Source organism: Actinoplanes palleronii, assembly GCF_016862315.1.
Taxonomy (GTDB): domain Bacteria; phylum Actinomycetota; class Actinomycetes; order Mycobacteriales; family Micromonosporaceae; genus Actinoplanes; species Actinoplanes palleronii.
The window spans coordinates 22,850-41,558 of sequence record NZ_BOMS01000124.1 but is presented as its reverse complement, the minus strand read 5'-3'; the positions used below and the strand labels follow the sequence as shown (position 1 = coordinate 41,558).

17 protein-coding genes are annotated in these 18,709 nt (G+C 71.6%); 6 read left to right on the top strand and 11 right to left on the bottom strand.

Going from position 1 to position 18,709, the window contains the following annotated elements; genetic code table 11:
- Positions 1 to 36: 36 nt before the first annotated feature.
- From Apa02nite_RS37365 to Apa02nite_RS37355, 3 genes are read right to left on the bottom strand one after another with little or no spacing between them, the layout of a single operon-like run.
- On the bottom strand, positions 37 to 1,224 hold the full coding sequence (locus Apa02nite_RS37365; protein ID WP_203829248.1) for an ABC transporter permease: 1,188 nt from the start codon (positions 1,222 to 1,224) through the stop codon (positions 37 to 39).
- A complete protein-coding gene (locus Apa02nite_RS37360; protein ID WP_373873086.1) occupies positions 1,221 to 1,889 on the bottom strand; it encodes an ABC transporter ATP-binding protein in 669 nt (222 codons plus the stop codon). The genes Apa02nite_RS37365 and Apa02nite_RS37360 overlap by 4 nt, the downstream gene beginning before the upstream one ends.
- A gap of 2 nt (positions 1,890 to 1,891) precedes the next feature.
- On the bottom strand, positions 1,892 to 3,088 hold the full coding sequence (locus tag Apa02nite_RS37355; protein ID WP_203829247.1) for an efflux RND transporter periplasmic adaptor subunit: 1,197 nt from the start codon (positions 3,086 to 3,088) through the stop codon (positions 1,892 to 1,894).
- A 91-nt stretch (positions 3,089 to 3,179) separates the two neighbouring features.
- On the opposite strand from Apa02nite_RS37355, the gene Apa02nite_RS37350 reads away from it, so the two are divergent.
- On the top strand, positions 3,180 to 3,875 hold the full coding sequence (locus Apa02nite_RS37350; RefSeq protein WP_067698572.1) for a response regulator transcription factor: 696 nt from the start codon (positions 3,180 to 3,182) through the stop codon (positions 3,873 to 3,875).
- Positions 3,872 to 5,674: a sensor histidine kinase gene (locus tag Apa02nite_RS37345; protein WP_239164810.1), complete on the top strand. Its 1,803-nt coding sequence runs from the start codon at positions 3,872 to 3,874 to the stop codon at positions 5,672 to 5,674. The genes Apa02nite_RS37350 and Apa02nite_RS37345 overlap by 4 nt, the downstream gene beginning before the upstream one ends.
- On the opposite strand, the gene Apa02nite_RS37340 is transcribed toward Apa02nite_RS37345, so the two are convergent.
- A complete protein-coding gene (locus Apa02nite_RS37340) occupies positions 5,617 to 6,243 on the bottom strand; it encodes a TetR/AcrR family transcriptional regulator (RefSeq protein WP_203829246.1) in 627 nt (208 codons plus the stop codon). The genes Apa02nite_RS37345 and Apa02nite_RS37340 overlap by 58 nt on opposite strands.
- Positions 6,244 to 6,329: 86 nt before the next feature.
- Here Apa02nite_RS37340 and Apa02nite_RS37335 point away from each other — a divergent pair, with 86 nt between their 5' ends.
- A complete protein-coding gene (locus Apa02nite_RS37335) occupies positions 6,330 to 7,505 on the top strand; it encodes a macrolide family glycosyltransferase (RefSeq protein WP_203829245.1) in 1,176 nt (391 codons plus the stop codon).
- Here Apa02nite_RS37335 and Apa02nite_RS37330 read toward each other — a convergent pair.
- The 5 genes from Apa02nite_RS37330 to Apa02nite_RS37305 form a co-directional block, all read right to left on the bottom strand.
- On the bottom strand, positions 7,502 to 7,786 hold the full coding sequence (locus Apa02nite_RS37330; RefSeq protein ID WP_203829244.1) for a hypothetical protein: 285 nt from the start codon (positions 7,784 to 7,786) through the stop codon (positions 7,502 to 7,504). The genes Apa02nite_RS37335 and Apa02nite_RS37330 overlap by 4 nt on opposite strands.
- 215 nt (positions 7,787 to 8,001) lie before the next feature.
- The gene (locus Apa02nite_RS37325; protein WP_203829243.1) at positions 8,002 to 9,456 is read right to left on the bottom strand and encodes a beta-propeller fold lactonase family protein; all 1,455 of its coding nucleotides are present in this window, start codon (positions 9,454 to 9,456) and stop codon (positions 8,002 to 8,004) included.
- A 241-nt stretch (positions 9,457 to 9,697) separates the two neighbouring features.
- Positions 9,698 to 12,496, bottom strand: coding sequence for a S8 family serine peptidase (locus Apa02nite_RS37320; RefSeq protein WP_239164809.1), 2,799 nt, complete (start codon positions 12,494 to 12,496; stop codon positions 9,698 to 9,700).
- A gap of 134 nt (positions 12,497 to 12,630) precedes the next feature.
- Positions 12,631 to 13,833, bottom strand: coding sequence for an MFS transporter (locus Apa02nite_RS37315; RefSeq protein ID WP_203829241.1), 1,203 nt, complete (start codon positions 13,831 to 13,833; stop codon positions 12,631 to 12,633).
- A 374-nt stretch (positions 13,834 to 14,207) separates the two neighbouring features.
- Positions 14,208 to 14,615 carry a DUF6069 family protein gene (locus Apa02nite_RS37305; protein ID WP_203829239.1) on the bottom strand — a complete coding sequence of 136 codons (408 nt, stop codon included), beginning with the start codon at positions 14,613 to 14,615 and terminating at the stop codon, positions 14,208 to 14,210.
- Between the two features lie 310 nt (positions 14,616 to 14,925).
- Between Apa02nite_RS37305 and Apa02nite_RS37300 the strand changes: the two genes are divergently transcribed.
- Positions 14,926 to 16,086 (top strand): sensor histidine kinase, encoded by a 1,161-nt coding sequence (locus Apa02nite_RS37300; protein WP_203829238.1) that lies wholly within the window; start codon positions 14,926 to 14,928, stop codon positions 16,084 to 16,086.
- Positions 16,074 to 16,763 carry a response regulator gene (locus tag Apa02nite_RS37295; RefSeq protein WP_203829237.1) on the top strand — a complete coding sequence of 230 codons (690 nt, stop codon included), beginning with the start codon at positions 16,074 to 16,076 and terminating at the stop codon, positions 16,761 to 16,763. Before Apa02nite_RS37300 ends, Apa02nite_RS37295 begins: the two co-directional genes overlap by 13 nt.
- Before the next feature lie 275 nt (positions 16,764 to 17,038).
- Here Apa02nite_RS37295 and Apa02nite_RS37290 read toward each other — a convergent pair whose 3' ends face one another.
- Entirely contained in the window at positions 17,039 to 17,323 is a 285-nt protein-coding gene (locus tag Apa02nite_RS37290) for an antibiotic biosynthesis monooxygenase (protein WP_203829236.1), read from the bottom strand.
- Positions 17,324 to 17,418: 95 nt separating this feature from the next.
- Here Apa02nite_RS37290 and Apa02nite_RS37285 point away from each other — a divergent pair, with 95 nt between their 5' ends.
- Positions 17,419 to 17,856 carry a MarR family winged helix-turn-helix transcriptional regulator gene (locus Apa02nite_RS37285; RefSeq protein WP_203829235.1) on the top strand — a complete coding sequence of 146 codons (438 nt, stop codon included), beginning with the start codon at positions 17,419 to 17,421 and terminating at the stop codon, positions 17,854 to 17,856.
- A 39-nt stretch (positions 17,857 to 17,895) separates the two neighbouring features.
- Here the strand turns inward: Apa02nite_RS37285 and Apa02nite_RS37280 are convergent, their stop codons facing one another.
- Entirely contained in the window at positions 17,896 to 18,588 is a 693-nt protein-coding gene (locus tag Apa02nite_RS37280) for a hypothetical protein (RefSeq protein ID WP_203829234.1), read from the bottom strand.
- Positions 18,589 to 18,709: the final 121 nt, after the last annotated feature.

Genomic DNA, 18,709 nt, shown 5'->3' with positions numbered 1-18,709 from the left:
CATAAGGCCTGGCGAATGTGATGCCGCCGCATTCTGCTACACCGTCGCCAGTGCCCGGGTCGGCGTCAGACGGGCCGCGCGCACGCACGGGTACACCCCGGCCAGCACTCCGATGACGATCGCACCGCCCACACCGAACAGTGCCGACTGCGCCGGAATGACCACCGGCCAGTCCTGCCAGGCCGCGTAACCGACGGTGGCCAGCAGACCGAGGGACGTTCCGGCAACCCCGCCGGCCGTGGCCAAGATCACCGATTCGGTGAGAAATTGGCTCCGGATCTGACCCCTTGTCGCGCCGAGCGCCCGCCGCAGCCCGATCTCGGATCGCCGCTCCAGCACCGACACGACCATGGTGTTGGCCACCCCGATGCCACCGACCACCAGCGCCACCCCGGCCAGGGCCAGGAACAGCACCGAGAAGCTGCTCTCGGTGGCCCGTTTCGCGGCGAGCGCGTCGGACGGCCGGGTGACCAGGACGGCGCCCGGGCGCTCCGGCGAGACGGTCTCGGCCAGCACCCCGCGGACCGCCTCGATCTGCGACTCGTCGGACTGCACGTAGAGGACCGTGGGGTGCCCGTCGAAGGCCAGTTCGGACTTCGCGGCGGGCCAGCCGACCAGCACCGAGCGGTCGATGTCCGGGGTGAGCGGGGTGGTGGCCAGGATGCCGACCACGGTGAACCGGCGATCGGCGATCATCACCTGCGGTGCGGGCCCGCCGGCCGGCAGATCGGTGACGCCGAGCCGGGTGGCCGCGACCGAGCCGAGCACCACGGCCGGGAACCGTTCGGTCGCGGTGGTCAGCCACCGGCCGGACCGGACCCGGGCGTTGATCACGGACGGCAGGTCGAGACGGGCCGCGAGGACGGTCAGGCCGGATCCGTCGTGCGGGTCGGTGCGGTCGTTACGTCGTACAAAAGCATGGGTGTTGGCGACCGCGCTGCCCGCGGACACCGGGCCGATCCGGCGGACCATCTCGACAGCGGTCTCCGGCAGCGAAGCCGGCGGTTGGGTGTCCGGTAACGCCATCACCTGCAGCGTGTTGGTGCCGAGCGCGCTGAGCCTGGCCAGCAGGGCGGCCTGGCTGGACGCCGGGATGCCGGTCACCACGATCATCGTGGCGATGCCGATCGCGATGCCCAGCCCGGAGAGCGCGGCGCGGGCCGGCCGGGTCCGCAGACCGATAAGGCCCAGCCCGAGCAGGTCGAGGGGAGCGAGGCGGCTCATGAGGCGACCTGATCGCGGACCAAGCGGCCGTCGCGGATCTCGATCTGGCGGGGCAGCGACGCGGCGATGTCCCGGTCGTGAGTGATCAGCGCGATGGTGGTGCCCTCCTCGTTGAGCCGGCGCAGCAGCTGCAGCACGGCCTGGCCGGTGGTGCTGTCCAGCGCGCCGGTCGGCTCGTCGGCGAGCACCAGCGACGGCCGGTTGACCAGGGCGCGGGCGATCGCGACGCGTTGCCGCTCGCCGCCGGAGAGCTGCTGCGGGCGGTGTCCGGCGCGGTGGGCGAGACCGACTCTGGTCAGCGCGTGCCGGGCCCGTTCGCCGCGGTGCCGGCGGGGCACGCCGGCGTAGAGCAGGCCGGTGGCGACGTTCTCCAGCGCGGTCAGCCCGTCGGTCAGGTGGAACTGCTGGAAGACGAAGCCGATCTCGCGGGCCCGCAGCCCGGAGAGCCTCCGGTCGCTGAGCGTGGCGACGTCCTGGCCGTTGAGGTGCACGGCGCCCGAGGTGGGCCGGTCCAGGGTGCCGATGATGTTGAGCAGGGTGGACTTGCCCGAGCCGGACGGGCCGACGATGGCGACCAGCTCGCCGCGGGCGATCTCCAGGCTCACCCGGTCGAGGGCGGTCACCGGACCGGGATAGATCATGCTGGCGCTGCGGACCGAGAGCACGCTCACGACGCGACCACCACGGCCGTGCCCTCGGTCAGCCCGGCGCCGGTGATCTCCACCCAGCCGTCGGCGAACATCCCGGTCTCGACGCCTACCATGCCGGCCGGGGCCTGCACCGCGTACCCGCCCTCGCGGAGCGCGATCAACGCCTCGATCGGGACGGCCAGGACGTTGTCCGCGGTCTTGCCGGCCACGTTCACCGCGACGTCGGCCGCGTCCAGCCGGGTGATCGCCTTCGGGTCGTCGACGGTCACCGTCACTGTCAGTTTCGGATCGCCGTCCGCGACACCGCCGTCCGCCGCCGCCAGGCTGCGGCCCACCGAGAGGATCCGAGCTTTCACCGTACGGTCGTCCGGCAGCGTCACCGTCACCTTGTCGCCCCGGCGCAGTGCCGCGGCCTCGGTGAGCGCCGCCGCCACGGTGATCACCTTGCGGGTCGAGGTGACCGACATGAGCGGGGCGTTCGCCGGAGAACCGGGCTGCACGGCGATCGACTCGACCCGGACCGCGCCGGCGAGCACCTCGACGTCACCGAGCGCGATCGACCCGGTGCTCGGCAGGCCGAGGTCCTCCTGCCACTTCTTGATCGCCTTGACCAGGGCGGGGGTGAGGACGCTCTCGCCGTCCTTGACGGTTTTTTTCACGGTCGCCGGTGGTGCTCCCGGAGCCGCCGGTGAGCCGCCGGCCTTGGGGGAGTCGACGACCGACGGCTGCCGTCCGATGTCGTAACCCAGTGCGTCGAGATTGTCCGCGACGATCCGCACGTCCCGGCCGACCAGGTCCGCCCCCGTGATCGCGCGGTAGAGCGGCATCCCGCCATAGAACAGCGGCACCGGCCGGTCATCGGCCCGGAACAGCTGACGACCGCGTTTGATCGTCGCGCCGACCGCCGGCAGCCAGGTCACCGTCGCCGCGGTGTGCCCGGACAGCGGCCGTGCCGTGCCGAACCCGATGCTCCCGCTGAGCTTGCGGGTGGTGGACAGGTCCCGCCGTTCGATCCGTACCGTCTCGGCCGCGACCGGCTCCGCCGCCACCGGCGCGCCGGCCGGCCGGTGCCGGGTCACCAGGACGGCCGTTCCGGCGCCGAGCGCCGCCACCAGCACGACGCCGACCAGCCACGTCACGGCCCGGCGCCGCCGCGGTGGCGGTTCCGGGGCGAGCGTGATGATCTCGGTGGGGGAGTCAGCCGTCGGTTGCATGGCGACGAGCGTGGCCGGAGATCGTTAGGAAGCTGTCAGGTATCGCCGGAAGTTCGCCGCACCCGGGCGCGGCAGACCTATCATCGCCGCCATGTGTGCACAGGTCCTGGTCGCCGAGGATGATCCCCGCCAAGCCGAGGTGGTCCGACGCTACCTCGCCGCGGACGGCCATCGGACCCTCGTGGTGCACGACGGCCGGGCCGCGCTGGACGAGGCCCGGCGCTGGCGGCCCGACCTGCTGGTGCTCGACGTGATGATGCCCGGCCTCGACGGCCTGCACGTGTGCCGCACGCTGCGCCAGGAGTCGGACGTGCTGGTGCTGATGCTGACCGCGCGTACCGGTGAGGACGATCTGCTGCTCGGGCTGGAGCTGGGAGCGGACGACTACCTGACCAAGCCGTACAGCCCGCGGGAGCTGATGGCGCGGGTGCGGACGCTGCTGCGGCGGGTGTCCCGGGGCGCGCCGGTGGAGGCCGGGCCGCGGGTGCGCCGGATCGGCCGGCTCGGCGTGGACCCGGCCCGGCGGATCGTCACCGTGGACGACGTCGAGATCGAGTGCACCCGCGGCGAGTTCGCCATCCTGGCCGCGCTCTCCGAGCAGCCGGACCGGGTGTTCACCCGTGCTCAGCTGCTGCATCACACCCGGGGCATCGATCGGAGCTCGACCGAGCGGACCATCGACGTACACATGATGAATCTGCGTCGCAAGATCGAAGCGGACCCGCAGCGTCCCGCCTGCCTGCTCACCGTCTACGGGGTCGGCTACAAGATGGCGGCCGGTACGTGAGCCGGGCCCGGGTGCCGCTGCGGCACAGCCTGGTCACCCGGTTGCTGGCCACCTCGGTGCTGATCGTGGTCGCCGCGATCGTGGCGACCGCGTGGCTGGCCGCCAGCACCGCCACCCGGGCCATCTCGCAGGAACAGGGCCGCTCGCTCACCGAGGACAAGGGCGTGTACGACCTGCTCCTCGGCTACGCCGCCACGCACAGCGACTGGTCCGGCGCCCCCGCGCTGATTCAGGCCCGGGCCGCGAAACTGGACCGCCGGATCACGCTGATGACCCCGGACCGGGCGATCATCGCGGACTCCGGGCCGGGCCCGTCGCTGGCGGCCGCCCGCCCGTCGGCCACCGTCGACCCGCTCAACGTGGACACCGCTCTGACCGGCGCGACCGAACGGATCGACACCCGGGCGGCCGGTCCGTTCCGGGTCTCCGCGGCCCAGCGCGCCGAGCTGGGCAAGGTCGTCGCCGACGTGCTGTCCTGCGTGCGCAAGACCGGCGCCGAGGGCAAGGTGGTGGAGTTGCCGAGCGGCCGGCCCTCCGTCACGGTGTCCGGTTTCGACCCGGACCAGAGCGCGGCCGGCTGCGTGACACAGTTGACCTACTCGGTCACCAAAGGTGAGGTCAAGCCGCTGCGGGAGCTGGGCCGGCTGGCCGGCCGCTGCCTGGGACTGTCGGCGAACTACCAGCTCGGCGTGTGGCCGGACCTCACCACGTACGTCGCGAAGGCGGACGTCCCGTCCGAGCTCGGGACCGGGGTGAAAGCGGTCGCGCCGGCCAGCAACGACGGCCGGACCCGCGGCTGCCTGGAGAAGTCCCGGCGGATCATGCTGCAGCCGTTCGTCACCCCGCCGGCGCTGCTGTTCGTCACCGACCCGCGGACCGGCGCGGACCAGACCCGGTTCACCCTGTCGCGCGCGAACACCATCCGGATCGTCACCGTCACCGGCGGCGTCCTGCTCGCCGCGATCCTGGTCACCGTGCTGGTCGGCCACCGGCTGATCCGCCCGCTGCGCGCGCTCACCGACGCCGCCGACGGGCAGTCGCCGGTCCCGGTGTCGACCCAGGACGAGATCGGCCGGCTGGCCCGTGCCCTCAACGCCGCCACCGAGCGCCGGGACCGGGCCGAGGGGCAACGCCGGGCGATGGTCAGCGACGTGGCGCACGAGCTGCGTACCCCGCTGACCAACATCCGCAGCTGGCTGGAGGCAGCCCAGGACGATCTCGCGCCGACCGACGGGCAGCTGCTCGACCTGCTGCACGAGGAGGCGGTGCTGCTGCAGCACATCATCGACGACCTCAGCGACCTGGCCGCCGCGGACGCGGGCACGCTGCGTGTCCATCCCGAGCCGACCTACGTCCGGGACGTACTGGTCCAGGTGACCGATTCTCATCGGGCCCCGGCGCATGCCGCGGGTGTCACCCTGACCATGCGGATCGAGGGCGATCCGGTGCTGCCGGTCGACGCGGTCCGGTTGCGGCAGCTGGTCGGCAACCTGGTGGCCAACGGGATCCGCTACACCCCGCGAGGCGGTTCGGTCACCGTCGCTGCCAGCGAAAACACCATTTCGGTACGGGACACCGGCGTCGGCATCGCGCCGGAGAACCTACCGAAGATCTTCGACCGGTTCTGGCGTGCCGACGAGTCCCGCAGCCGGGCGACCGGCGGGAGCGGCCTGGGCCTGGCGATCGCCCGCAAACTGACCGAGGCGCACGACGGCACGCTGGCGGTGGAGAGCGTCCTCGGTCAGGGCACGGTCTTCACGATCGAGCTGCCGCCGGGCGTTTCTGTTCCGCCTGGCTGACCGATCGCGGTCATCGCCAGCTCCACGATCCCGTCGGCGTAGGCGTCGGTGAGCGGCCCGGTGCGCAGCAGCCACCGGTGGTAGAGCGGCCCGAACAGCAACTCCACCGCCTGGCCGAGGTCCACGTCGGCGCGGATCTGCCCGGCCGCCTGCCCGCTGCGCAGCCGGTCCTGGACCGCGTCGAGCTGGGGCCGCAGCAGCCGGTCCCGGACCTGGCCGGCGAGGTCGTCGTCGGCGAGCGTCTCGATGGTCAGCGCCCGCGTCGTCGCGGACAGCCGCGGGTCGGCGAACTCGGCGACCGTCGCGCGCATCACGGCCCGCAGGTCGGTGTGCAGGTCACCGGTGTCCGGCAGCGCGAGATCGGCGTTGGCCGCGGCGTCGACCAGCGCGTCCAGGATGACCGCGCCCTTGCCGCGCCACCAGCGGTAGATGGTCTGTTTGCCGACGCCGGCGCGGGCCGCGATCGCCTCGATCGTCAGGTCGGCGTACCGCGTCTCGGCCAGCAACTGCCGGGCGGCGTCCAGGATCGCCAGGCGGGAGCGGTCGTTACGGCGGGCGGGGTCGGGCATGGCGTGAAGTGTATTGACTTCCGGCCGCGCTCTGCGCAAGCTAGAGAGACGAGACGTTGCGTCTCGTTATGCGCGAGGAGGACCCCATGACACACATCGCCGTCGTCAGCATCCCGGCCCACGGGCACGTCAACCCGAGCCTCGACCTGGTCCGCACCCTGGTCAATCGCGGTCACCGGGTCACCTATGCCAACGCGCCGGGCTTCGCCGCCGCGATCGAGGGCGCCGGGGCCGAGCTCAAGCCGTACCGATCAGGTCTGCCTTCTCCGGACGACACCTGGACCGATGATCCGATCGAACAGCTCACCCTGTTCCTCGACGACGCGATCACGATGCTGCCCCAGCTCCGGGCCGCTTTCACCGACGACCGTCCGGACCTTTTCCTGTACGACATCGCCGGCGCCCCGGCCCGCCTGCTCGGTGAACAGTGGAGCATCCCGGCGGTCCAGCTCTCCTCCACCTTCGTCGCCTGGGACGGCTACGAGCAGGAGATGGCCCCGGCGATCGAGGCGATCCGCGCCGACCCGCGCGGCGCCGACTACTACGACCGGTTCACCGCCTGGCTCACCGAGAACGGGTCGTCGGCCACCGACAGCATCGCGTTCCAGGGCCGCCCGCCGCGGTGCCTCGCGCTGATCCCGGAGGCGCTGCAGCCGAACGCCGACCGGGTCGACCCGTCCATTTACACGTTCGTGGGCCCGGCGCTGGGTGACCGCTCCGCGCAGGGTTCGTGGCAGCGTCCCGCGACTGCGGAGAAGGTGCTGCTGGTGTCGCTGGGCTCGGCCTTCACCCGGCACGCCGGCTTCTACCGGCGCTGCGTCACGGCGTTCGGCTCGCTCCCCGGCTGGCACACGGTCCTGCAGATCGGCCGGCACGTCGACCCGGCCGAGCTGGGCGAGATCCCGGACAGTGTCGAGGTGCACCCCTGGGTCCCGCAGCTCGCCGTGTTGGAGCAGGCGGACGCGTTCCTGACCCACGCCGGGATGGGCGGCAGCAGCGAGGGCCTCTACTGCGGCACCCCGATGATCGCCGCACCGCAGGCCGCCGACCAGTTCACCAACGCGTCCCGCCTGGCCGAGCTGGGTGTGGCCCGGGTCGTCGACTCGGCCATCGTGACCGCCGACGAGCTGCGCGCGGCGCTGCTGGAGCTGACCGGCGACGCGACTGTGCTGGCCCGGTGCGCCGACGTGCGGCGTCAGGTGCGGGAGCAGGGGAGTGCGGAGCGGGCCGCCGACCTGGTCGAGGCGGAGCTGCCCGCTTAAAGAACGGCGCAGGGTTCGCCGTAGACCTCGGTGTAGTTGCAGATCTGCACCGAGCCGGCCGAGTCGCCGTTCCGGGTGGCGACGGCGTAGTACCGGCCGTGCAGCCCATAGACCGCGACCGGGCCGACGCTGCCCTCGTCGTTGTAGAACACCTGGACGTTGGTGTCGGCGTCCCAGACGGCGACCGACCGGACGTTCGCGGCGTAGACGCGGAGCCAGTGCCGGGTGCTGTTCGCGGTGATCGTGCCGGTCGTGCAGTACGCGCCGGTCGAACGGCTCACGCTGCACTTCCCCACGTCGTTCGCGGCGAGTGCCGGTGCCGGGAACCCGGCCAGAACCATCAGTAGGGCGACCGGGGAAACCAGCCACCGCGATCGAACCCTGCTTCGCATAACGCCCCTTCGCCCGAATCCACCGCGAACAGCGTAAATCGGTCCGGGCGCGGGCATGGCGCTATCGCGCGAAGCCGGCCCGGACCGGTTCCGATCAGCCGTCGTCAGCCGCTGACCGTGATGTCACGGGTGGTGGCGGCGGCCGCGGTGCCGTTGCGCAGGACGCCCTGCCCGGTGGAGACCAGCACGGTGGAGCAGCCTTCGTTGTCGGTGACGGTGAGCGTCACCCGGAACGTTCCGGCCCGCGCGTAGCGGTGGGTGGTCCGGGGTGCGGTGGTGGTCGCGGTCGTGCCGTCGCCGAAGTCCCAGCCGTAGCCGGCGACGCTGCCGTCCGGGTCGGCCGACGACGACGCGTCGAAGGTCACCGATCGGTGGTCGGCGACGGCCGCGAAGCCGGCGACCGGGCCCTGGTCGGGCAGGACCGAGGCGGAGCTGTAGGCGGGGCCGAAACCGCGGGTGTCGAACGGCGTGCCGTCGAGCGGCTTCAGCTTGCCGTCCGCGCCGATCGCGAACGCGCTGAGCCGGCCCGCGTCGAACCCGCCCGAGGCGTAGGCGAACCGCCCGCTCGGCACCACGACGAACCCGACCGGGAACAGGTCGGCCCGGACCGGTTTCGCCACCGCGGTCAGCGAGCCGTCCGCGCCGATGGCGAAGCCGGTCACGTAACCCGGGCCGTCAGGCGTGCTCAGACCCACGCTGGCGATGTAGACGAACCGCCCGTCCGGCGTGGTGGCGATCCCTTCGGGCCAGTCCGACACCGCGTACGGTGACCGGGGCAGCGCGGTGAGCCCGCCGCCGGCGCCGATCGCGAAACCGAACACCTGGTCGGTGTCGGTGCTGGTGAGGTAGAGGTACCGGCCGTCCGGGGTGGTGGCCATCGTCCCGTCGAACCGGCCCACCCGGACCGGTGATCCGGCCTCGGTCAGGCCACCGTCCCGGCCGATGACGAACGTGCTGATCCCGCCGACGGAGGTGGGCCGGCCATCGGTGACGTCGCCGTAGCTGAGGAAGAGGAACCGGCCGTCGGGTGACAGCGCGAGCCCGCGGGGATTGTTCACCGCGACGGGGAAGGTGCGGAACTGCCGGATGCTGCCGTCGGAGCTTATCCGGAAGGCCACCACCGTGTTGCTGAAGACATTCGTGACGTACAGGGTCCGCCCGTCGAGAGTGACGGCGACGCCCAAGGGGGTTTCTCCTCCGGAGCTGACGGTTTCCTGCGGCGTCAGCCGGCCGTGCGGGCCGACGCGGTAGACCGAGATGGTGCCGAGGAGATCCGGGCCGAGCTCGACTGCGGAGTTCGCGGCGTAGGCGGTCCGGCCGTCCGGGGTGAAGGTCATCTGCCGGACCCCGGCTCCCGCCCGGGTCGGCTTGCGGTCGGTCAGGACCGGGTGCCCGGTGGTCACGTCGGTGGCGAACGTGGAGATGTCGGCAGACTCGGCATTCGTCACGTACACCGGCCGTTCGCCGCCGGGCGCCCCGGCCGGAATGACCGTTCCTACCGTCAGCGAGAACACTCCCGCGACGATCCCCATCCGGCCCTGTCTGAGTTCGGTGAACACAATTCCTCCCTGATCCGTGCAGTCCTCATTTCCTGGTGCTCATTGACGTTCACGAATTTTCCTGGAGGCCGGCTCCGATGTCCCCGTTCAGTCGGGTATCACCGTCCGGCCCGAATCCGCGCGGGGCGGGAGCGCCGGTCCGGGAGCGCCGTGACGCCCCCGGACCGGTTCTTCGATCAGACCGACTTTCTCGTCAGGCCGACTTTCTCGTCAGGCCGGCTTTCTCGGGCCGGCTTTCTCGTCAGGCCGGCGCGAAGCCGGTCAGGTGCAGCGAGAAGGCCCGGATCGAACCCACATCCGCGTTCGCCGCGTCGGTCACCGTGAACTTCCACGTACCGTCGGCCGGCGAGACCCGCAGCGACGACAGTGCGCCGGCCGGCTTCCACGACCCGGTGAACGGCGCGTTGCTCGACGTCACCGTGGCGAACGGGGTCGCCGCCGCGTCGTCGAACACCACCTGGCACAGGTTGTTGCCGCCGCCGCCCCGCCGGGCGAACAGCGTCGCCGTCCGGCCGTCCGGTGCGGTCAGCGTTCCGGTCAGGTCACCGACGAAGGTGTGGTCGAGCCCCACCGTCGTCGACGCGGTGTCGGTGGTGCAGGTGGTGCCGTCGATCGAGAACGTCAGGCCGGAGGCGTACCCGACCCCGCTGACGTCGACGGTCGCGGTGGCGCCGGTCGGGTCGTTGTCCGGCACCGGGGTGACCGGGCCGGTGTAGGCGAAGTCGGTGACCGTCGCCGACGGCTGCCCGGTCGGTACCACGACCGTGCTGGTGGTCGGCGATAGCGAACCGGCGAACGAGATCTTCACCAGGAGCGTGACCGGCCGGCCGAGCGGATACCCGGCGGCCAGCTTCAGCTTGTAGTTCTTCGACTTGGTGGCGCCCGCGGCCAGGTTCCCGTACGACGCGGCCCTCGGGGTGACCGTCGCCAGCGGGTCGTCCGTGTCGACCACCACGTTCACGCCGGTGGCCGTGCCGTCGCCGTTGTTCACCGCGGGCAGCGCCACGGTCGCCTGCTCACCCGGCTCCAGGTACGCGTCCCCGTCACCGGTCGACGGCGTGACCGTCGGCGTGCCGGCCTGGACCAGTGGCTGCGGGGTGGCGCCGGTGTTGCGCAGCAGCAGGTCGGCGCGGACCACGCCACTGCCGGTGCGGTTGTCGTACCCGGCCGGCGCCAGGTCCAGCGCGGTGCCGGTCAGCGCGGTACGGATCTCCGCGTTGGACAGCCCCGGGTTGCCGGAGAGGGCCAGCGCGGCGATCGCGGCGGCGTGCGGAGCGGCCGCCGAGGTGCCGAAGAACGGGTCGAAGTCGGCGATCGACGTCCGCACCCCGTCCGCCGCGGTGATCTGCGGCTTGGCCCGTACGGTCCCGCCGGTCGCGCTGAAGTCGCCCGGCGTGATCGCGGTCCCGTCGGCGTTGAAGAAGATCCGGCGCGGCCCGTCCGAGGTGAACCGCTCCGGCTTGGTCTGCTTGGTGAACACCTCCGGGTACGGCCCGGCCGGGTTCGCCGGGTCGCCGGTCTCCAGGGCGAACGGCAGCGGCGCGGCGGCCGGTGCCGCGGCCACCGAGAACGCCTTCTCCGCGGCGCTGTGCCCACGGGTGACGCCGGGCGTGGAGAAGCCCTTGAGCGCGCCCACGTCCACGAACCGGCCGCGGAACACCGAGAGCTGCAGGTACCGGTCGGCGCCCGCGTACTTCACCACGGCCAGGCGCTGACCCGCGCCGGAGCCGGCGGCCAGGATCTCGAACGGATCGTCGTTGCCGTCCTGGGTGTCCTGCGAGAAGTCGGTGACGTTGCCGGCCGAGTCGGTCAGGTACAGGTCGTAGTCGTTGGCCGAGCCGGCCAGCGGGTCGGCCCACCAGAGCGTGGTCACCCGTCCGGCGCTGTTCGGCGACAGCGGGTTGAACACCTGCACGCCCGGCCCCGGGTCGAAGTCGTGCGCGACGCCGGCGAACTTGCCGATCCCCTTGCCCGAGTCGGCGAAGTCGCCCTCCCAGTTGCCGGAGGTGCCGTCGAGGGTGTTGCCCTCGTTGCCGGCCGAGCTGAAGTAGTACGCCCCGTCCGCGGTGACCGCGTTGACCGCCTGCGCCGGCAGGCCGTCCTGGAACGGGCTCTCGTGGTAGTACACGACGTCGTCGACGATGATGTCGCAGTGCGCCTGGGAGCGCAGCGCGCGGATGTTCTCGGCGAAGCTCGCCTCGCTGGTGAACGCGGTCGCGAAGCCGAGCTTCGCGGTCGGCGCCAGGTCGTGGATGATCTCCAGCATCGCGGTGCCCTCGTCGCCGGAACCCTCCTGGCCGGGCAGCACGTCGAGGTCGGCCGGCAGGTCACCGGTGGCCTGCGACTCGGCGAGCGAGTCGATGCCGTCGGAGAGCGCGCAGACCTTCACGCCCACGCCGGTCACCTTGTACTTGGTCCGCGCGGTGTCGGCGGCGTGGGTGCGGTCACCCTCCGAGACGACCGATCCCTGACTGGGCGCGGCGAGTTTCGGCGCGGCGGCCTTCGCGGCCTGCAGGGCGCCCTCGATCCGGGCCACCTTCGCGGACTTCGACTCGGTGACCGGCTTCTTGCCCGGGTCGGTCTCCCGGCTGCTGATCAGGCCGTGCTTCAGGTTGACGCCGGTGACGTCCTTCCAACCGGCGATCGTCGGCAGCGCGGTGAGCGGCGCCTTGACCAGCACGGTGCCGGTCGCCGCGGACGGGAAGCGGATCCCGGCGCCGACCCCGCGCAGCCGGGCGAGCAGGTCGTCACCGACCTTGTCGGCGTGCACCTCGACCTCGGTGGTGCCCGATTTCGATACCTCGACGCCGGTGGACACCTTGGGCAGCGCGCCGGCCGGCACCTTGCCGCCGCGTTGACGTAGCTCGATGGCGAGCCGGCTGTCGAGCTTGCGCTCGGCCGGCGTGAACGACTTCTTGAGCTGCTGGAGCGCGGCGATCTGTGCGTAGGTGCGCGCTGCCGGATCGTCCGGCGCCTTCGCGTTCGCGCCGGGCGTGGTGAGACCGACGGTGGTGACCCCGATCGCCAGGATCGTGGTCACCCTCCGGAGATGACGTCTGCTGACTTCGTTCAATGCTCAGCCCCCACTGATCAACATCAATACGATGTCTGTGGATGCTAGTGGGGGCTGATCAATATGTCACTGATGGTGGTCAATCTTTAACAGCGTGTTGATCAGCCGGTGCGAAGCTCCGGGTGCTGCGGGGTCACCGCCAGGATCAGCACCGACAGGGCCGCGCAACCCGCGGCGCCGACAAAAATCAAACCCGGATTTCCGTACGAAAGTGACCACCCGAACACGACGCCGCCCGCGACCGGAACAGCGGTCTCCGCGAGCGCGCCGATGCCGGTCAGCGCACCTTGCACCGCGCCCTGCTCCTCGTCCCCGACGGCGCGCGAGATCCACGCCTGCCCGGCCGCGGCGCCGACCGCACCCAGCACTCCGATCGTGAGCAGCACGAAGAGCATCCACGGCTCGGAGGCGACGACCATGCCGGCGAAGCTCACGACACCGACCAGGCCACCGGCGACTGCGGCCCGCTTGTCGCCGAGCCGCCGCACGATCGGATCGACCGCCCGCGCCTGGAACAGCGCACCGGCCAGCGCGCTGCCGGCGATCACGGCGCCGACCTGCGCGGTGCCCCACCCGAACCGGTAGGTCAGGAAGAACGCCCAGCTCGACTGGTGGATCATCCGGGCCACGTCGCTCCAGAGCCGGGCGTGCGCGAGCCGCCCGAGCACCGGCCGGCGCAGCACGTCGAGGACCGCGGTGATCGGGTTCGTGGTCCGGAGGGTGAGCGGGGTGCTGCGGTCGCCGGCCCGGGACTCGGGCAGGACGAACCATCCGTACGCGACGTTGGCGAACGACAGTGCCGCCGCGGCGAGGAACGGCAGCCGTACGTCCACGGCGCCGAGCAGCCCGCCGATGGTCGGCCCGGCGATGAACCCGAGCCCGAACGCCGCGCCGATCAGCCCGTACGCCTTGGCCCGCCCGTTCGGTGGGGTGACGTCCGCGATGTACGCGTTGACCACGGTGTTCGTGCCGGCGCACGCCCCGGCGATCGCGTGGAAGACCAGCAGGGTCCAGGGGCTCGGCAGCGCGGCGTGGGCGAGCCAGTCGACGCCGAGGCAGCCCAGTGAGGTGAGCAGGACGGGGCGCCGGCCGTACCGGTCGGAGAGCCGGCCAAGCAGCGGCGCGGCCACGAACTGCAGCAGCCCGAACACCGACCCGAGCAGCCCGGACCAGAGCGCGGCGGTGCCCGGATCGGCGGTCACGGAGGTGAGCAGGGCCGGCGTGATCGGCACGATCAGGCCGAGCCCGAGCATGTCGACGAAGACGGTGACGAGCAGGAAGGAGAGGGCGGGTGCCCGGTGCATCGTGGCTCCAGAGTGTCGAGAGGGCAGGGCCCCCTCGCCTCTCGCCGTCCGCTCTCACGGTCCGCCGAAGATACGGAGGATCAGATTATCGGCACTGTCAAACAATTTTCTGACCAGCCAAAATTCCAACCCCACCCCCCGCGTGTCCCGTGTTCTTGCGGGTCTCGCGGGTCTCGCGGGTCTCGCGGGTCTCGCGGTGCTCGCGGTGCTCGCGGTGCTCGCGGTGCTCGCGGTGCTCGCGGTGCTCGCGGTGCTCGCCCGTCTGACGGTGCTCGCGGTGTGCGGGGTGCTTGCGGTGCGTGCGTGGCTTGTGTGTGAAGTTTGGGTGCGCTCCGCACCTAAACTTCACACACTCGGTGGCCGTGCTGGTGGGGTCAGCAGCCGCGTCGGGCCGGGAGGCCGATGATCAGCGCCAGGCCGACGGTCAGGTGCAGGCCGAGCAGGCCGAGCTTGCTGCCGAGGTCGACGCCGCTGCCCAGCGGCCCGGCCAGCGAGATCAGCAGCACGATCGTCGCGATGATCCGGTAGGTCCGGGCCGGCCGGCGGGTGCCGCGCTCCAGCACCGCGAGCAGGCCCCACGCGGCCAGGCCGGCGACCAGGGCGGTCACCGCGACCGCGACCGGGCCGACGTGCTGGACCGTGCCGCCCTGGCGGACGGTCAGGTCGTGGCCGGCCCACGGGTCGTCGACCACCCACAGCAGGAGGGCTCCGGCGGTACCCGCGGCGACGGTGACGGCCCGGCCGATGGTCGAGTTCTTCCTGGTACGCATCTCGGTTGTCATGCCGCTGAGCGTGCCGGTCCGGCCACGGCGGCCACATCGGACCGCGGGCTGCCCGGCCACCCGCCTTCGACGGTGGCACCTACAACTTTGGATGGTGTCGCCGCTCGCCACCTGCCGGTTACCGTCGCCTGGTGAACATCTCCGCCTCCGTCGAGCCTGCCTCGGCCGGGTCTGCTCTCTCCAGGCGCGCCTCGGCCCATGTCGGTTTTGTCCCGGCCGGGCCTGCCTGCGCCTTCGCCGGACCGGCTGTCTCGACTGGGTCTGCGCTCTTCCGGGCCTGCGGCATGAGCGCGTTGTCCGGGTCGTCGGTGTGAATGCCTTTGAGCCGTCCGAGCGCGGGCGGCACGAGGTCGTCGGCGCGGTCGCCGTCGTGACGGCGGTTTCGGGAGCGTTGATCGCGGTGACGCTGGTGTCCTGGTGGAGCGACCGGCCGACTGGGTCGCTGTTCGTGCTCGACCTGGTCATCGGCGTGCTGAGCTGGGCGTTGACCCCATTGATCCTCTGGCGGCCGGTCCTCGGCACGGTCGTGCTCACCGTCCTGGCCGCGCTGTCGCCGGTTGCCACCGCGCCGGCCACCATGGGCGCGCTCCAGGTGGCGCGCCGCCGCCGTTTCCCGGTCGCGATCGCCGTCGCGGCCGGTGGTGTCGTCGCGCACGCGGTCCAGGGCGTCTGGCGAGCCAACGGCGGGATGTCCTACGGCTGGTGGCTCGCGCTGATCACTATCGGATACGGCGCGCTGCTCGGCTGGGGCGCGTGGGCCCAGGCCCGGGAGGCGCTGATCCGGTCGTTGCACGAGCGGGCCCGCCGCGCCGAGGCGGAGCAGGGCCGCCGGGTGGCCGAGGCGCGCATGCTGGAACGCCGCAAGATCGCCCACGAGATGCACGACGTGCTCGCGCATCGGCTGTCGCTGCTGGCCACGTTCGCCGGCGCGATGGAATACCGGCCGGACTCCTCACCCGAGCGCCTGTCGCAGGCCGCCGGGGTGGTCCGGGCCGGGGTGCACCAGGCCCTCGAGGAACTGCGCGAGGTGATCTCGCTGCTCCGCGACGACGAGCCGCCGGCGGGGGAGGGCACTCGTCCGCAGCCGGTGCTCGCCGACGTACCGCGCCTGGTCGACGAGTCCCGCGACGCCGGGACCGAGGTGCTGCTGCGCGACGCGGTGGACGAGCCGGCCGAGGCGCCACCGGCGGTGGCCCGCACCGCGTACCGGGTGATCCAGGAGGGACTCACCAACGCCCGCAAACACGCCACGGGCCAACCGGTCGAGGTCGAGCTGCGCGGTGGTCCCGGCGCGGGGTTGCTGATCGACGTACGAAATAAACTGCCACCCCGGCCCGCGCCACCCGGATGGCCCGGGGGAGCGGGCCTGGTCGGGCTCACCGAACGGGTCAGCCTGGCCGGCGGCACGCTCGACCATCAGGAGATCGGCGGCGAGTTCCGGCTGCACGCGTCGATACCATGGCCGGTGTGAACCCCCCGGTACGTGCGCTCGGCGACGACATTCCGGTGCGCGTGCTCGTGGTGGACGACGATGCCCTGGTCCGCGCCGGGCTGACGATGATGCTCGACGGCGCGCCGGGCATCATCGTGGTCGGCGAGGCCACCGACGGCGACGAGGTGTCGGCCGTGGTCGACGCGCACGCCCCCGACGTCGTACTGATGGATCTGCGCATGCCGCGCGTCGACGGGATCACCGCGACCCGGCGCCTGCGGGCCCGCCCGCGACCACCCGAGATCATCGTGCTGACCACCTTCGACACCGACGAGAACATTCTGCACGCGCTGCGCGCCGGAGCCAGCGGCTTCCTGCTCAAGGACACCCCACCGGCCCGGATCGCCGAGGCGGTCCGCCAGGTCGCGGCCGGCGAGCCGATCCTGTCGCCGCGGATCACCCGCCGACTGATGGACCGGGTCGCGGTCCAGGCCGGCGCCTACGCCCGGGCCCGCGCGACCCTGGCCGCGCTCAGCCCACGGGAACGCGACGTGGTGATCGCCATCGGTCAGGGCGGCAGCAACACCGAGATCGCCCGCTCCCTCGACATGACCCTGGCCACGGTCAAGACCCACGTGTCGCACATCCTGACCAAGCTCGACCTGGACAACCGCACCCAGATCGCCCTGCTGGTCCACGACGCGGACCTGGCCTGACCTCCCGGCGTGGCACCCTCCCCGAACCTGACCAGATCGGCGCGGCTGCCCACCGCTCTGCAGCTCCTCGGACTGTGTTCAGCGCGGCTGCCTTGTGCTCCGCGCTTTCCTTGTGTCCTGTCGGCCCGGCTGCCTTGTGCTCCGCGCCTTTCTCAGCGCTTGTCGGCTCGGCTTCCCGCTGCTTCGCACCTCCTCGGAGTTTGTTGGGCTCGGCGCTTGCGTGGCTCGGCTGGTTTGCGGCTCCGCGCCCTCGGAGCGCTCGTCGGCTCGGCCGTCTACTGCTCCGCTCCCTCCTCTGAACTGATCAGCTCGGCGATCGTGGCGAAGAAGGCCGTGATGCCGGGCAGGTTGGCGCCCTTGGCCCGGGACGCGGCGAAATCCGCCGGGCTGTCCCAGAACACGATGTCGAGCCACTCGTCGCCGGGCAGCTGCACCAGGTGCGCGTCGCGGAAACCGGCACGGTCGGCGCGGAAGTCGGCGAGCATCGCCGGCCGGGCCGCGACCAGGTCTGCGGCACGCTCCGGGACGACGCGGAATCGGGTCAGTTCAACGGTGGCCATGAGATCCTCCAGGTCGCTTCGGCTACTACCACAATATAGTCCAGAATTTGGACCGTCCAATCCTTGGACTAATCCAGAAGGGTGGCGTAGGTTACATGGGTCGCACCGCACGCAAGACGGAGTCGCCGGACCTCGGCATGCTGGCGGCCCGGCTGCTGTTCAGCCTCCAGTCCGAGCTGTTCCGCCGCGGCGCCGAGCTGGGGTTCGGCGACTTGCGCCCGCAGTACGGCGCTGTCCTGGCCTATCTCGACGAGGAGGGTTCCCGTCAGACCGAGCTCACCCGTCTCGCCGGTCGTAACAAGCAGACGATCGGCGCGATCCTCGACGAACTGGAGAAACTTGGCTACGTCTCCCGCGTTCCGGACCCGGCCGACCGTCGCGCCCGCCTGATCGTCCCGACTGCCCGCGGCCGGGAGTGGATGGACCTCTCCGACGGCATCGTCGCCGACATCGAACGCCGGCACTCCGCGGAACTCGGCGCGGCGACCTACGCCGCCTTCCGCGAAACCCTGCAAGCGATCACCGAGGCTTGATCCGGGCGGCTTGATCCGGATGGCTTGATCCGGGCCGGCTCACTCGGCGGGTTCGACGCCCAGCCTTTCGAAGGCGCGGGCGGCCTCCCGGTGGTTCTTCGCCTGCCAGAGTGCGCCGGGTGCCAGGCACAGGGCGGCGAACCCGGCGAAGAAACTCACCCCGAACCAGACGTCGGTGGGCGCGTCCTCCTCGACCGTCTGCCCGGCCTTGCTGAAGAAGTACCGCGCGGCCACCACGAAGATCACGATGCTGATCAGGCCCACGGCCATCCAGATGCGTCCGCGCACGGTCTCGCGCTGGGCGCGCGCCTGCGGTGGGAGGTCGGCCACGCCATTGCGCCGCAGCCGTTCGGCCTCCAGGATCGCGCGACCCTCGGCGGCCGTGAGGTTCAGTTCGGACAGCAGGCGACGCTGCGGGATGAGCAGCAGCGCACCGAGGGCGAGCCCGATCGGCGCTCCGAGCCCGACCGGGAAGTCGGTGTCGGTGGCGATCAGCACGACGAGCAGGAGCAGCACCACCGTGATCGTGACCAGCATCGAAATCTTCAACCGCCGGTTGCTCCGAACCAGCCGGTCCAATTCAAGTGGCTTGAGAACACGCATCGTCATCCATCCCCCGCACGCAGTGGCCGACCGTCTTGACCGGAATCTACCGCCCGCCGCCCAACCCGAAATCCTGCGATCGGCCATCATGGACAGTGCGTGCCGCCGGATTTCGGCCGCCTCTTCCATCGGTCAGGACGGTGATCCGCCCCCCGCCTTGCCGTGACCGCAACCTGTTGCTGCCCCGGCTGGTGCTGGTGGCTGCCTCCGGCCATCCGAGACGGCCGCCGGTGCCAGCTGACCGCGACCA

Excerpts from the sequence above, each read along its gene's own strand:
- Apa02nite_RS37365 (WP_203829248.1), bottom strand. The coding sequence starts at position 1,224 with ATGAGCCGCCTCGCTCCCCTCGACCTGCTCGGGCTGGGCCTTATCGGT.
- Apa02nite_RS37355 (WP_203829247.1), bottom strand. The coding sequence starts at position 3,088 with ATGCAACCGACGGCTGACTCCCCCACCGAGATCATCACGCTCGCCCCG.
- Apa02nite_RS37350 (WP_067698572.1), top strand. The coding sequence starts at position 3,180 with ATGTGTGCACAGGTCCTGGTCGCCGAGGATGATCCCCGCCAAGCCGAG.
- Apa02nite_RS37340 (WP_203829246.1), bottom strand. The coding sequence starts at position 6,243 with ATGCCCGACCCCGCCCGCCGTAACGACCGCTCCCGCCTGGCGATCCTG.
- Apa02nite_RS37335 (WP_203829245.1), top strand. The coding sequence starts at position 6,330 with ATGACACACATCGCCGTCGTCAGCATCCCGGCCCACGGGCACGTCAAC.
- Apa02nite_RS37315 (WP_203829241.1), bottom strand. The coding sequence starts at position 13,833 with ATGCACCGGGCACCCGCCCTCTCCTTCCTGCTCGTCACCGTCTTCGTC.
- Apa02nite_RS37305 (WP_203829239.1), bottom strand. The coding sequence starts at position 14,615 with ATGACAACCGAGATGCGTACCAGGAAGAACTCGACCATCGGCCGGGCC.
- Apa02nite_RS37295 (WP_203829237.1), top strand. The coding sequence starts at position 16,074 with ATGGCCGGTGTGAACCCCCCGGTACGTGCGCTCGGCGACGACATTCCG.
- Apa02nite_RS37290 (WP_203829236.1), bottom strand. The coding sequence starts at position 17,323 with ATGGCCACCGTTGAACTGACCCGATTCCGCGTCGTCCCGGAGCGTGCC.
- Apa02nite_RS37285 (WP_203829235.1), top strand. The coding sequence starts at position 17,419 with ATGGGTCGCACCGCACGCAAGACGGAGTCGCCGGACCTCGGCATGCTG.
- Apa02nite_RS37280 (WP_203829234.1), bottom strand. The coding sequence starts at position 18,588 with ATGGAAGAGGCGGCCGAAATCCGGCGGCACGCACTGTCCATGATGGCC.